Below are 13821 nucleotides of genomic sequence, written 5' to 3'. Positions count from 1 at the left end.
CCGTCAGCTCTTGTACGCCTTGGCGGCGTCCGACTCCAGCTTCTGCTGGGCCCCGGCCACGTCCTTCGGGTTCTTCAGGAAGTCCTGGAGGGCCTTCCACTCACCCTTGCCCGGCGTGCCGCCGAACGACTGCGGCATCTGGTCCGACATGTCGAAGCGGAAGTCGTCGCCCGCCGCGATCAGCGCCTTGGCGATGTCCCGCTGCACATTGTTGGGGTACGCGGACAGGTCCAGCGACTTGTTCGGGGAGAGGAATCCGCCGGCCGAGGCAGAGATCTTGGCCGCGTCCGGCGAGGCCAGGAAGGTCAGCAGCGCCTGGGCGCCCTTGCTGTCCTTCAGCGCCACCGCCGCGTCGCCGCCCGTCACCACGGGAGCCAGCGCGCCGACCGCCGGGAAGGGGAACACCTTCGCGTCCGTGCCGATCTTGGCCTCGGTCTGCGCGATGTTGACGGTCACGAAGTCGCCCTCGAAGACCATTGCCCCCTTGGGCTGGTCGCCCCCGCTGAAGGTCTGGGTGACCGAGGCCGGGAACTCCGTCTGCAGCGCGCCGTCCGCGCCGCCCGCGATCAGGGCGGGTTTGCCGAAGAGCTCGCCGAGCGTGGTCAGCGCGGTCTTCACCGAGGCGTCGGTCCACTTGATCTTGTGCTGGGCGAGCTGGTCGTACTTCTCCGGGCCCGCCTGGGAGAGATAGACGTTCTCGAACCAGTCGGTGAGCGTCCAGCCGTCCGCGCCCGCCACCGAGACGGGCGTGACGCCCGACGCGGAGATCGTCTCGGCCGTCGCCAGGAAGTCCTTCCAGGTCTTCGGCTCCTTCGCGCCCGCGTTCTCGAAGACCGCGTTGTTGTACCAGACCAGGGACTTGTTGGCGGCCTTGTAGTACACGCCGTACTGCGTGCCGTCCACCGCGCCGAGATCCTGCCAGCCCTGGGAGTAGTTCTTCGCCAGCTGCGCCTTCGCCTCGGGGCCGACAGGCTTGGCCCACTTGCGCTGTACGGCCTGCTGGATCGCGCCGACCTGGGGGAGCATCGCCACATCGGGGGGAGCGCCGCCCGCGATCTTCGTACCGAGGAAGTTGACGATCGGGTCCTGCGCGGGCACAAACGTGACCGTTGCTCCGGTGCGCTTCTCGAACTCCTTGAGGACCTTGGTGAAGTTCTCCTGCTCGGGTCCGCTCCAGACCGCGGCGACCTGCACCTTCTCGCCGTTCAGCTTGGGCAGTTGGACGCTCGCCGCGGGTTCCTTGCCGCCGCTCTCGCCCGGTTTCGTCTTGTCGTCGTCTTTGTTGTCACCGCAGCCGGCGATGGCGAGAGCGCCGATGGCGGCGAATATCACTGCGGCCCTGCCGGTACGAAGAGTTGTGCGCATCACTGCCCCGTCTCTTCCGTGCGCGATCCGTGCGCTGCCCCGGACGCCTTCCCGATGCCCGCCCGAGCGCTGTCCCGAACCCCTTCCCGAACCCCTGCGAAACGCCTTCCCGTGCCGACAGGTGTACGCCCGGTATGAGGGCGTCGCAATACCGCGTCAGGTGTCAATAGGGCTTTTGTGATGGCCTTGTGACGTGATGTCACATCACATGGCGTGAGTACGCCATCGGTCAGGGGCGCGCCGGCGAGAGCGGAGGCACGGGCGCGGCGTCCACCGAGCGCGCGGCCCGCTCCAGCGCACTGGCCAGCAGCGCCAGGTCCGTTGGACCGTTGCCCAGTTCACGCACCGGGCGGCGAGCGGGCGGATCACCCATCCGCTCCCATTCGAGCGGTACGACAGTGGGGCGCGAGGTCGCCGTACGCGGAATGCGTCCCGTCACCCGGCCGCTCTGGAACGGCGTCACCCGGCCGTCCGGATGTCCGAGCCTGCCCCGCCCGGGAGCGGGATCCTCCGGCCCCGGAGCGGCAGGCGGCGCGTCCAGCACGACGCGCAGTCGCGCGCCCTGCGCCAGATCCGTGTCGACCGTGCGGTCCGGGCGCGCGGACGTCGCCACCAGATGTATGCCGAGCCGCTCGCCGTCCCGGGCCACGGCCTCCAGTGCCCGTACGACGGAACCCGCCGCGGGCCGTCCCGTACTGCCGAGCGCCGGGGCGACCAGCGCGTCGAAGTCGTCCACCAAAACGACCAGCCGGGGCAGCGGGGCCGGACCCTCCGCCTTCGTACGAGCACCGGGGCGCAGGCGCAGCGTGCCACTGGCGGGGGAGTCCAGGTCACCGCGCTGCTCGGCGGCGCTCGCCGGGCGCTGGCCCACCATGCGGTCCGAGAGCTCGCGCTGGGTGTGCCACTCGGCGAAGCCCACGCTTCCCAGCAGCTCGGAGCGGCGCTTCAGCTCGGCACCCAGCGCCTGGGCGAAGACCCGCATACGGACAGGGTCCGAGGCCACCAAGTGCTCGGTGACATGCGGCAGTTCCGTACAGGCCGCGAGTCCTTCGCCGCGCTCGCCGCCCGCGCCGTCGACGAGCAGCAGGCCGAGCCGGTCGGGGCGGCCCGCGGCGGCGAGCGAGGCGGCCACGGAGCGCAGCAGCTCCGTACGGCCGCTGCCCGCAGGGCCTTCTATCAGCAGATGCGGGCCCTCCTCGGTCAGATCGACGGCGAGCGGGCCGCGCGGGCCTGCGCCGAGCACCACGGTGCCGTCGCCCGCCGAGGCCCAGCGCGCCATCAGCGAGGCGGGGGTGGCGCGGGCCAGCTCCAGCTCGTCGAGCAGCCGCGAGGCACGGGGCAGCGCCGTGGCCCTGCCGGGGTGCGTGCCGCCGCCCTCGGCGCGCAGCGGCGCGAGCGCCCGGCCGAAACGCTCGGCCCAGGCCGCCGACACCGCGTCCACGGCGCCGACCGTTCCATGACCCACGGGCCGGCCCTCTGCCGTACGCATCAGCCGCAGCGCCGTCGCCACATCGCCGCTGAGCAGGGCGACCGCCCCGCACTCGCGGAAAGCGAGCGAGGCCGTGCACGCCGACTCGTAGGTCGCGGCGACCGGGGAGAGGGGCGAGGCGGCCGGAGTCTCGGCCAGACAGATCAGATGGATCCCCGCGGCCCAGCCCGCTCCGGCCAGCCGGGCCGTCGTCTCGCGCAGCACGGCCGATCCCGGGTCGCCGTCGACTATGACGACCGTACGGGCACCGTCGTACCGCTCTCCGGCATCCGCGAGCGCCCTGCGATCGGCGCCCGGCCAGCCGGGGCCGAGCGGGCCGTCGTCCAGCCTGCGGGTGAGCTCGGCGGTGCGGGCGGTGGCCTGGTCCCGGTCGTACGCGAGCAGCAGACGGCAGTCCTGGCCGTGCGCGGGCCGCAGATGCGGCAGCCAGCCGAGCCACGCCCACTCCGCCCTGCGCTCCTCCAGGCTCCGCGCCCGGTCCGTACTGATCAGCACAATCTCCAGATCCACGGGCGAGTGAAGGGCGGCGAGCTGGGCCACGGCGGACCGGGCCAGTCCGGCCAGCCGCGCCCTGGGTCCGGCGAGCCCGAGCGAACCGGCCTCACGCAGGGCGACAGTCACCGGCACGGAGGGCAGCTCGGCCCGGTCGGCGGTGCCGAGCCGCAGGACCAGCGACTCGGGGTGCGCGGGTCCACGCTCCCAGAGCCGGGGGCCGGGGCCGAGCGCGGTGAGCAGAACCGCGGCGGGGTCCGGCCAGCTTTCGACGAGGGGCGCGGCGGCGACGGGCGGTCCGGGCTGCGCAGGCACCTCGGCGACGGGCTCCTCCCGCCCTCCGGCCAGCCGCCGCGCCCAGGCGCCTATGCCGCGCTTTCGGGGAGTGCTGTCGGGCAGCCGCGTGCCGCGCGGGGGTGTCGTCCCGGTGGTACGGCTGTGGGCCGAGGGAGCCTCGTCCGGGGCATCGGTCGCCCTGGAGTGCGTGCTTTCCGGGTTGTACGTATAGAGCGTCCCGGCATCGCCACGGGCCGCTCCGGTCGGTGCGACGGGGGAGGCGGGGTCGTACTGCGGGGGCACGCGGCGCGGGTCGGGGTGGCCGGCGGGACCGGCGTCCTTACCGGTGCCGGTGCCGGTGCCGTCTTGGCGGGCCCAGCTGGGGGCTCGTCGGCCGGATCCGGGACCGCCGGACGTGGGACCGCCCGTGCTGGACACCTCGGCACCGGACCAGGTGGAGGGCGAGCGGTCGGACCGGCCGGATGCCGCGCCGCCGGACTCGCCCGGAGCCGTACCGCCGGACCTGCCCGGTCCGTCGTGGGAACCCACTGCGTACCCGGCCGACCTGCCCGGCCCGGGGCCGCCCGTACCGGAGAAGTCGGCCGAAGACCCGCGAGAGCCGGAGTCACCCGGAGCCGTACCGCCGGATCCACCGCCGTCGTCCGGCCCCTGGTCCGGGGTGTCCGGTCGCGTCACCCGCAGGTGGCCCTCGCCGTCCGGCGCCGTCGCGAGTGACTGCGCGCGGTCGCCCTGGGTGACCCGGAGCGTCGACTCGCCAAGGCGCAACAGCGCCCCCGCGGGCAGCCGCACGGGGTGGGTGCCCACACTCGTCCCGTCCAGCGTCGTGCCGTTCGTCGAGTCGAGGTCCGCGACCGTGACGCGGCCGTCCTCGGCGACCGTGACCGCGCAGTGCAGGCGGGAGACGTCCGGGTCGTCCAGCGGCACGTCCGCGTCCGCGGAGCGGCCGATCCTGATCTGGCCGCCGTGCAGCAGATGGACTCCGCCCGCGTCGGGACCCGCGACCACATGGAGCTGCGCCGAGGCGTCCGTACCCGGCGCATCGGCCTCGCCCGGGACCTGGAGGGAGAGCACCGCGCCGTCGACCAGCGGCGGCTCGCCCAGCGTGCGGCGCTGCGCGTCGAGCCGTTCCTGCCCCGCGTACAGCACGACGGAGCCCGAGGCATCGGGTCCCGAGACGGCCGCGGCCAGACCGGAGGCGACGGCGGCCAGCGCCGTCCCGGCAGGCGCGGTGATCAGCACGTCGCAGGCGCGCCCCGCAGAGGACTGGCCCGCGGCCGCGGATTGCCCGCCCCGCGGCGCGAGGACAGTCAGCCGGATCTGCATCGCCGTCAGCAATCCCTTCTGCGCGGGGTGCCCGGCAGGGGAGCCGCCCTGTGATCCCCCACCCGGCAGGTCGGCACGCGTCGCGAGGCTCCCTCCCCCACGACTCCGTGCTGAGGGCATCCTCGCACCTGCCACTGACAACACGCCCGGGGGTCACCGTTAAGTGATCTTGAATGGTCGGCTCTGGCCGCAAAAATGCCTGGTTGGGGCATGCTCCGGAACGACAGTGATGTCTGCGGCACGGACGTTCGGCAACCATCCGTGCGATGCCGACGTCTTTCTTTCGAACAGCGCCGGAAGCGGAGCCGTAAGAGGCACTGAAACAGGAACGGCAAGAGGGAGATGGTGACGACCGGCCGGTGCGTCGTCCGGCGGCACTAAAGTGGGTCGGACACCCATGGCCGGACACAGTGCCACGGGACCACGCAAGGACCACGATCAGCAGGGAGCACATGACGTGCGGCCGGTAGGCAGCAAGTACCTGCTCGAGGAGCCCCTCGGGCGCGGCGCCACGGGTACCGTCTGGCGAGCGAGCCAGCGCGAGACCGCAGGCGCCGAGGCGGCCGTGGCCGGCCAGCCCGGCGAGACCGTCGCGATCAAGGTCCTCAAGGAGGAGCTGGCGAACGACGCGGACGTGGTGATGCGCTTCCTGCGCGAGCGCTCCGTCCTGCTCCGCCTGACCCACCCGAACATCGTGCGCACCCGCGACCTGGTCGTCGAGGGCGATCTCCTCGCGCTGGTCATGGACCTCGTCGACGGCCCCGACCTGCACCGCTACATCCGCGAGAACGGCCCCCTCACACCGGTCGCCGCCTCCCTGCTGACCGCCCAGATCGCGGACGCGCTGGCCGCCAGCCACGCCGACGGCGTCGTCCACCGCGACCTCAAGCCCGCGAACGTCCTGCTCAAGACCGACGCCGACGGCCAGATGCACCCGATGCTGACCGACTTCGGCATCGCCCGCCTCGCGGACTCCCCGGGCCTGACCCGTACGCACGAATTCGTCGGCACGCCCGCGTATGTCGCGCCGGAGTCCGCCGAGGGCCGCCCGCAGACGTCCGCAGTCGACATCTACGGCGCGGGCATTCTGCTGTACGAACTGGTCACCGGCAGGCCCCCGTTCGCGGGCGGCACCGCGCTCGAAGTGCTCCACCGCCACCTGAGCGAGGAGCCCCGCCGCCCCACCACCGTCCCCGAGCCGCTGTGGACGGTCATAGAGCGCTGTCTGCGCAAGGAGCCCACCGAACGGCCCAGCGCCGAGAACCTGGCCCGCGGGCTGCGCACGGTCGCGGCCGGTATCGGAGTTCACTCGTCCGCCGCGCAGGTCGAGGCCGCGCTCGGTGTCGCCGCGCTGCTCGCCCCGGACCCCGCGCCCGCCCAGGTCCCGCAGGTTCCGGGCGCCTCCGACGCGACGCAGGTCCTGCCGGGCAATGCCGGTTCGTACGACCCCAACGCGGCGACCAGCGTCATGCAGCAGACCGGCAACCCGCAGCAGGGCGCCGACCCGACCGCGGTCATGCCGCCCGTCCCGCCGGGCCAGCCGCGTCCGGAGGACCCGCACCCCTGGCAGAACCAGCTGCAGGCGGCCCGCGACCGCAACGAGCAGACGCAGGTCCAGTACCTCGACCCGAGCCAGGACCCGCTGCGCCGCCGCCCGCAGCGCCAGCAGCAGCGGCCCCAGCAGCCGCCGATGCACCCGCAACAGCAGCAGTACGCGCCTCAGGCCCAGCCGCAGCGCCCGCAGCCCCCGCGCCCCCAGCCGCAGCGGCAGCAGTACGCCCCGCCGCCGCAGCAACAGCAGTACGCGCCTCCGCAGGCGCCGCCCCAGCAGCCCGCACCGCGTCAGCCGAGGCCGCCGCGCCAGCGCAGCTCCAACCCGATGCGGATCCCGGGCCTCGGCTGCCTCAAGGGCTGCCTTTTCACGCTGGTCCTGCTCTTCGTCGCGGGCTGGCTGATCTGGGAGCTGACGCCGCTCCAGGGATGGGTCGCCCAGGGCAAGAGCTACTGGGAGGCGATCGGTGACGGCATCTCGAAGCTGTCGGACCTGATCTCGGAGCTCGGCGGCAGTTCGGACACCCCCAACACGGGGCAGTAGTAACGACTCTGCGGATTTGTCGACTTCTGCGGCGTGATTTCTCCCGCAGAAGTGACAGTTGGCGCCATCCGGGGCACACAGCCCCCGGATGCCCGCGTACCTTGTGGGCAACGCCAGCCGCTGAGGGAGCAGTCTTGGCACGGAATATCGGCAGCCGCTACACCGCCCACCAGATCCTGGGGCGGGGCAGCGCCGGCACGGTGTGGCTCGGCGAGGGACCCGAAGGGCCCGTCGCCATCAAGCTGTTGCGCGAGGACCTGGCGTCGGACCAGGAGCTGGTCGGGCGCTTCGTACAGGAGCGCACCGCCCTGCTCGCACTCGACCACCCCAAGGTCGTGGGAGTCCGCGACCTGGTCGTCGACGGCAACGACCTCGCGCTCGTCATGGACCTCGTGCGCGGCACGGATCTGCGCACCCGCCTCGACCGGGAGCGCCGCCTCGCCCCTGAAGCGGCGGTCGCGATCATCGCGGACGTCGCCGAGGGTCTCGCCGCGGCCCATGCCGCCGGAATCGTCCACCGCGACGTCAAGCCGGAGAACATCCTCCTCGATATGGAGGGCCCCCTCGGCCCGGCCGGATCCCACCCCGCGCTGCTCACCGACTTCGGCGTCGCCAAGCTGATCGACACCCCGCGCCGTACGAAGGCGACCCGGATCATCGGAACCCCCGACTATCTCGCCCCCGAGATCGTCGAGGGCCTGCCGCCCCGGGCAGCGGTCGACATCTACGCCCTGGCGACCGTTCTCTACGAGCTCCTCGCGGGCTTCACACCCTTCGGCGGCGGCCACCCCGGCGCGGTCCTGCGCCGCCATGTCACCGAGACCGTGGTCCCGCTGCCCGGCATCCCCGACGAGCTGTGGCAGCTCGTCGTCCAGTGCCTGGCCAAGGCCCCCGCCTCCCGGCTGCGCGCGTCCGAGCTGGCCAGCCGTCTGCACGAGCTGCTCCCGCTGCTGGCGGGGATGCCGCCGCTGGACGTCGACGAGCCGGACTCCGAGCCCGCGCCGGAGTCGTACGAGGACCCCGCCCCCGCCACCCACGGCGAACCGCGCCGCCGTGGCGCCGTCCCCCTCGTCCCCGGCGCGGCCCCCGCGGACTCCAACCGCGACACCCACACCTCGATGCGCGTCCCGGCCCCGGACGAGCTCGCGGGCGGCGCCCGCGGCACGGCCCGCGCCCCTCGCACGCCTGGCCAGCGCCGCCCGGGCTCGGCCCGCCACAAGTCGGACGCGGTCCGTAAGCGCCGTATCACCCTGGGCGTCGCGGCACTCGCCGTGGCGGCGGCGGTGGGCGTCGGCGGCTGGCTGGCCATGAGCGACGACGGCGGGGACGCGCCCCCGCGGGACTCGAAGCAGTCGAGCCCGGCGGAACCCTAGGGTCTGTCGTTTGGATCAGGCCGGATCAGTGAGCGGGGTCTGGTGCGTGCAGCTGCAAGGCGGAGGAGGGAGCCGACGCGGAGCGTCGGCGACTGACGACAACGCAGCAGATGTGCGTGCCAGGGCACGCGAGCCCGGCAAGAGCCGAACGACAGACCCTAGGCCGGGCCTGAGGGGTCTGGCTCCCGCGGCCAGCCGTTACGCTGGACCCGTGGCAGTCGTCGATGTATCCGAAGAGCTGAAGTCCCTCTCCTCGACCATGGGGTCGATCGAGGCCGTCCTGGACCTCGAAAAGATGAGGGCAGACATTGCTGTGCTCGAGGAGCAGGCCGCGGCCCCGTCCCTCTGGGACGACCCGGATGCGGCGCAGAAGATCACCAGCAAGCTTTCGCACCTCCAGGCCGAGCTCCGCAAGACCGAGGCGCTCCGCAGCCGGATCGACGACCTGAGCGTGCTCTTCGAGCTCGCCGAGGCCGAGGACGACGCGGACACCCTCGCCGAGGCCGAGTCCGAGCTGACTGATGTCCGCAAGGCGCTGGACGAGATGGAAGTCCGCACCCTCCTGTCCGGTAAGTACGACGAGCGCGAGGCGCTGGTCAACATCCGCGCCGAGGCCGGTGGCGTCGACGCCTCCGACTTCGCCGAGCGCCTGCAGCGCATGTACCTGCGCTGGGCCGAGCGGCACGGCTACTCCACCGAGGTCTACGAGACGTCGTACGCGGAAGAGGCCGGCATCAAGTCGACCACCTTCGTCGTGAAGGCCCCGTACGCCTACGGCACGCTCTCCGTCGAGCAGGGCACCCACCGCCTCGTGCGCATCTCGCCGTTCGACAACCAGGGCCGCCGCCAGACGTCCTTCGCGGGCGTCGAGGTGCTGCCCGTCGTCGAGCAGAGCGACCACGTCGAGATCGACGAGTCCGAACTGCGCATCGACGTCTACCGCGCGTCCGGCCCGGGCGGCCAGGGCGTCAACACGACGGACTCCGCTGTGCGGATCACGCACGTGCCGACCGGCATCGTGGTTTCCTGCCAGAACGAGCGCTCCCAGATCCAGAACAAGGCGAGCGCGATGAATGTCCTCCAGGCCAAGCTCCTTGAGCGCCGCCGCCAGGAGGAGCAGGCACTCATGGACTCCCTCGGCAAGAGCGAGGGCGGCAACTCCTGGGGAAACCAGATGCGTTCGTACGTCCTGCACCCGTACCAGATGGTCAAGGACCTGCGCACGGAGTTCGAAGTGGGCAACCCGCAGGCGGTACTTGACGGTGAGATCGACGGCTTCCTCGAGGCCGGAATTCGCTGGCGAAAGCAGCAGGAGAAGTAACCGCAGCAGTCCTCACGCCACGGCGCCGGTCCCTTCGGGGTTCGGCGCCGTCGCTGTGTCCGGGGGTCGCCAGTGATCGAATTTGAGCCAACCTCTGACAGGTCGAACGTGCCGGTCGGCCAGTAATCCTGGCCAGCAACGGGGTGTAGAACCGGCCGGTCCGCTTCGACACGCGCAATCCAGCCCCTAAAGGCTTTGACGTGCACAAGGCGTAACGGAGAGCATGCGGCACGCTTAGGAACATTTGTTCTCTCAGGGGTGGGGGCGGGGAATGTCTGCACGTGCCTTGAAGTGGTGGCGCCGAAGAACCATCACGGCGGCCTTGGTGGGGACGCTTGCTTGGGCTGGGATGCCGGTGCTCTTGTCGGCTCCGGCGCATGCCGCCGCCGGTCCGCCGACCAGTGAGGAGCAGCGGGCACTCGCCCGTGCCGTGGAAACGGGCCAGCGGGTCGAGGTCGTCGGCGCGCGAACCGAGTTCGCCACTACCTACGCCAACCCTGACGGGTTCACCTTCCGGCTCGAACAGTCAGTGGTCCCGGTACGGGTGAAGAGTCCGGGCGGCTCCTGGGCAAAGCCTGACGCCACGCTGGAGAAGCGTTCTGACGGGACTGTCGCGCCCAAGGCGGCAGCAGTCGACCTGACGTTCTCTGGTGGCGGCGACGGCACCGGCCTGGTGAAGATCGCCCGCGAGGGCAGGACTCTGGCGCTGGGCTGGCCGGGCCGGCTGCCCGAGCCCACGCTCGACGGCAACAGCGCCGTGTACGCGAACGTGCTCCCGGACATCGATCTGCGGATGACGGCCACGGTCGAGGGCTTCCGCGAGGTTCTGGTGGTCAAAACACCAAAAGCCGCCTCCAACCCCGAACTGAAGAAGATCACGTTCTCGGCGAAGCCCACCAGGCTGAGGCTGTCTCCGACCGAGGGTGGCGGGATGACGGCTGTGGACGCCAACGCCACTGAGGTGTTCTCCGCCCCTCCGGCGATGATGTGGGACTCGTCGGGCAAGAAGCCACCGGCGGCCGGAGCGGCTGCCTCGGCACGGGCGACGACGACGAGAACGACCGCGCAGGGGGACCGCACCACCGGACCCGTTCCAGGAGATGAGACCGCCGATCTGCGCATCCAGGTGGGTCAGAACGCGATCAGCCTGGCCCCTGACGCGAAGATGCTCAAGGAAACCGACGTCTCGGCATTCCCGCTGTACATCGATCCGACGGTCAGCTGGGGCGAGGAGGAGCGGACCCTGCTGCGCTCCGACGGGTACAGGTTCTACAACTTCGACAACCAGGACGAAGGCGGCGGTGAGCGCGGCAAGGGTGTCGGCAAGTGCGGCACATGGGGCGGCTACTACTGCGGCCCCGGCTATGTGCAGAGGCTCTACTACGAGTTCTCGCCCGCCAATCTTGCGGGCAAGCACGTCCTGGGCGCGACCTTCCGAGTGACCGAGCCCTGGGCGTTCCAGTGCGATCCGCGCTGGGTGGATCTGGTCCGTACGAACAACATCTCCTCGTCGACGGCGTGGTCCAGCCGACCCGGCGAACTGGATCTGATGGTCGACAAGAACGTCTCGGCGGGCCGGGGCTCACTCTGCGATCCGGACTCCCCGGACGCGCCCATCGATTTCACGGACAACGCGGCCGAGACGAACGAGAACCTCACGGCGACGGTGCGCGACTTCGCGGCGGGCAAATTCGCGCGGCTGACGCTCATGCTCAGGGCCCACGACGAGGGGGACACCAGCGCCTGGAAGAGGTTCAAGAACGACGGGACGCTCGTCGTCGACTACGTCGGAAAGCCCAATTACCCCACACCGTTCGGCTTCGTCACGGGCACCGGACTGTCCTGCTCTCCGAAGGTGGCTGAACCCGGAACGATCAGCGACCCCACGCCACAGCTGTCGGCCACCGCGCGCACCGTGGTGGGCGGGTCACCCGAGGCGCAGCTCCGGGTCCGTTTCCAGGTGCAGAAGCAGACCGGCACGACGTGGACCGCGCTTCCGGACTTCGCGTCACCGACGTCCGGATATCTCGGCACGGGGCAGGCGACGAGGCCCTCGGTGCCGCAGACACTTGAGGAGGGGCCTCTCTACCGCGTGCAGGCATGGACGAGGTCGTACTGGAACAACTTCGGGAATTGGCTGACGTCGCCCGGCAGCGTCGCCTGCTACTTCAAGGTCGACAAGACAGCCCCGAAGGCGCCGACGGTGACACTCAACTCCACGTACACGCCGTGCAACACGACGGCGTGTGAACCGGGCGGCGGGCCGGGCACATCGGGCTCCTTCACCTTCTCGCCGGCGACCGGTGACGCGAACAATGTCGCCTACCAGTACAAGCAGTCGACCGAGACGGTGTGGAGAACACCAAAGAACACCGGCGCGAGTGTGACAGAGACGATCACTCCGCAGCTTCCGGGGACGTACCAACTGGAGGTGCGGGCCAAGGACAACGTGGGCCGGTGGGGTGCGTCGCAGATCGTGTCCTTCCTGGTGCAGGAAGGAACCGGGCCCGTGGGGCGGTGGCACTTCGACGAAGACTCGGGCCAGGCACTGGACTCGTCGACCGCGGACGCAGCCAACCAGGACAATGCGACGCTGTCTGCGGGTGCGCTTCGCGACGACCAAGGGCGTCGAGGGGATCTCCGGTACGACGCTCAGGGCAATCCGCTGGACACGCCGAAGCAGGACAAGGGCCTGCAACTCGACGGTGCAACGGGATACGCGGCAACGTCCGGGCCAGTACTTGAGACCCGATCGTCGTACACGGTTTCAGCGTGGGTGCGACTGAATCCCTCGGTCACCAAAACCGTGACAGCCTTGAGTCAACAGTCAACGACCAGTAGTCCATGGGGCCCTCAGTACAGCCCTTTCATGGTGAATCACGGAACATCGGGCTGGAAAATGCGTGTGCTGTCGACGTCGTCCGTCGACGGTTCGAACGTGCATGAGATCAAGGCGAAGCAGTCTGTGCCTGTGGGGGTCTGGACGCACGTCGCTGCAATTCATGATGTGGCTGCCCACAAGGCCAGCTTTTACATCAACGGTCAATTGCAGGGAACGGCCAGTACTGGCACTGCCTGGAGCGCTGACGGCCCGCTCCAGATCGGCCGCCTGATGTACGGCGACGCGTACTGGAACTACTTCGCCGGATCCATCGACGAAGTCGCCGTCTGGCAGCGCGCCCTGGAGCCCGAGGAAGTCGCCAGAGAAGCCCGCACCGTGTCCGGCACGTCTGGCCTCCCGGACGTCGAGCTGGTCGGGAGCTGGAACGCAGAGGGCGCAAGCGGCACCACCGTCGCCGACACGACCTCCGGCTACGGGCGCACCGTGTCCTTGGCCGGCGGCGCCACACTCGACGGTGAGTCCATCGTCCTGGACGGCTCGGACGGTGCTGGGACCATGGCAGGCCCCGTGGTCGACGACTCGGGGTCCTTCACCGTCACCACCACCGTTCAGCTGGACAAGGCCAAGTTGCTGACCAAACAAGCCGGATACGTCGGGCAGGTTGTCGGACAGCGCACCGCCGACGGATCCTCCTGGGGCCTCTGGTTCGAGCTGACCGGCACGAAGACCGAAGTCGACGACGACGGCAACGAGCACGCTGTGCCCGTCGGCTACTGGCGGTTCGGCCGGGTCAACAAGGACGGCTCCAGCACCTGGGTCAGCTCCGACGAGGAAGCAGCTCTGGGCTCGTCCGTCAGGCTGACCGGCATCTTCGATGCGCTCTCCGAAGCCGGCCCGGTCATCCGCCTCCACGTGGGACTGGGGCAGAACGACACTGACAAGGCGTACACCGCTCTCGTCGGCTCGGGCGACCTCGCCGTGGGCAAGGGGTACAGCTCCACGGCCTGGGGTCACTTCCTCCCTGCGCGGATCGGTGAGGTGCGCCTCTGGGCAGGAGCCATGGCCGGCAAGGACCAGATCAAGGCCGTGATCGGCGACTGACCGCCCAGCTCCAGGTGGGACCGCCACATCGCATGCTGCGGCGAGTGGTCCCACCCGGACCGGGCGAACGAGCCATCGCGTTCCAAACACATTTCTTGAGCTGCATCGGCGCGTACGTACAGC

6 protein-coding genes are annotated in these 13821 nt (G+C 70.6%); 4 read left to right on the top strand and 2 right to left on the bottom strand.

Going from position 1 to position 13821, the window contains the following annotated elements; all coding sequences use genetic code 11:
- Window positions 1–3: 3 nt before the first annotated feature.
- Both OG741_RS16035 and OG741_RS16030 read right to left on the bottom strand, forming a co-directional pair.
- Window positions 4–1365, bottom strand: coding sequence for an ABC transporter substrate-binding protein (locus OG741_RS16035; protein ID WP_405598397.1), 1362 nt, complete (start codon window positions 1363–1365; stop codon window positions 4–6).
- Between the two features lie 229 nt (window positions 1366–1594).
- Window positions 1595–4966: an FHA domain-containing protein gene (locus OG741_RS16030; protein WP_405598394.1), complete on the bottom strand. Its 3372-nt coding sequence runs from the start codon at window positions 4964–4966 to the stop codon at window positions 1595–1597.
- 457 nt (window positions 4967–5423) lie between these two features.
- Between OG741_RS16030 and OG741_RS16025 the strand changes: the two genes are divergently transcribed.
- The 4 genes from OG741_RS16025 (at window position 5424) to OG741_RS16010 (ending at window position 13698) form a co-directional block, all read left to right on the top strand.
- Window positions 5424–7061, top strand: coding sequence for a serine/threonine-protein kinase (locus OG741_RS16025; RefSeq protein WP_405605595.1), 1638 nt, complete (start codon window positions 5424–5426; stop codon window positions 7059–7061).
- Between the two features lie 134 nt (window positions 7062–7195).
- On the top strand, window positions 7196–8434 hold the full coding sequence (locus OG741_RS16020) for a serine/threonine-protein kinase (RefSeq protein WP_405598391.1): 1239 nt from the start codon (window positions 7196–7198) through the stop codon (window positions 8432–8434).
- 211 nt (window positions 8435–8645) lie between these two features.
- Entirely contained in the window at window positions 8646–9755 is a 1110-nt protein-coding gene (gene prfB / locus OG741_RS16015; protein ID WP_405598388.1) for a peptide chain release factor 2, read from the top strand.
- Between the two features lie 349 nt (window positions 9756–10104).
- Window positions 10105–13698: a LamG domain-containing protein gene (locus OG741_RS16010; RefSeq protein ID WP_405598386.1), complete on the top strand. Its 3594-nt coding sequence runs from the start codon at window positions 10105–10107 to the stop codon at window positions 13696–13698.
- Window positions 13699–13821: the final 123 nt, after the last annotated feature.

Origin of the sequence: Streptomyces sp. NBC_01410 (assembly GCF_045040195.1) — a bacterium.
In the GTDB taxonomy this organism is placed as follows: domain Bacteria; phylum Actinomycetota; class Actinomycetes; order Streptomycetales; family Streptomycetaceae; genus Streptomyces.
Note: the sequence above shows the minus strand (reverse complement) of the source record. Positions and strands in the feature narration are given on the sequence as shown.

Excerpts from the sequence above, each read along its gene's own strand:
- OG741_RS16035 (WP_405598397.1), bottom strand. The coding sequence starts at position 1,365 with ATGCGCACAACTCTTCGTACCGGCAGGGCCGCAGTGATATTCGCCGCC.
- OG741_RS16030 (WP_405598394.1), bottom strand. The coding sequence starts at position 4,966 with ATGCAGATCCGGCTGACTGTCCTCGCGCCGCGGGGCGGGCAATCCGCG.
- OG741_RS16010 (WP_405598386.1), top strand. The coding sequence starts at position 10,105 with ATGCCGGTGCTCTTGTCGGCTCCGGCGCATGCCGCCGCCGGTCCGCCG.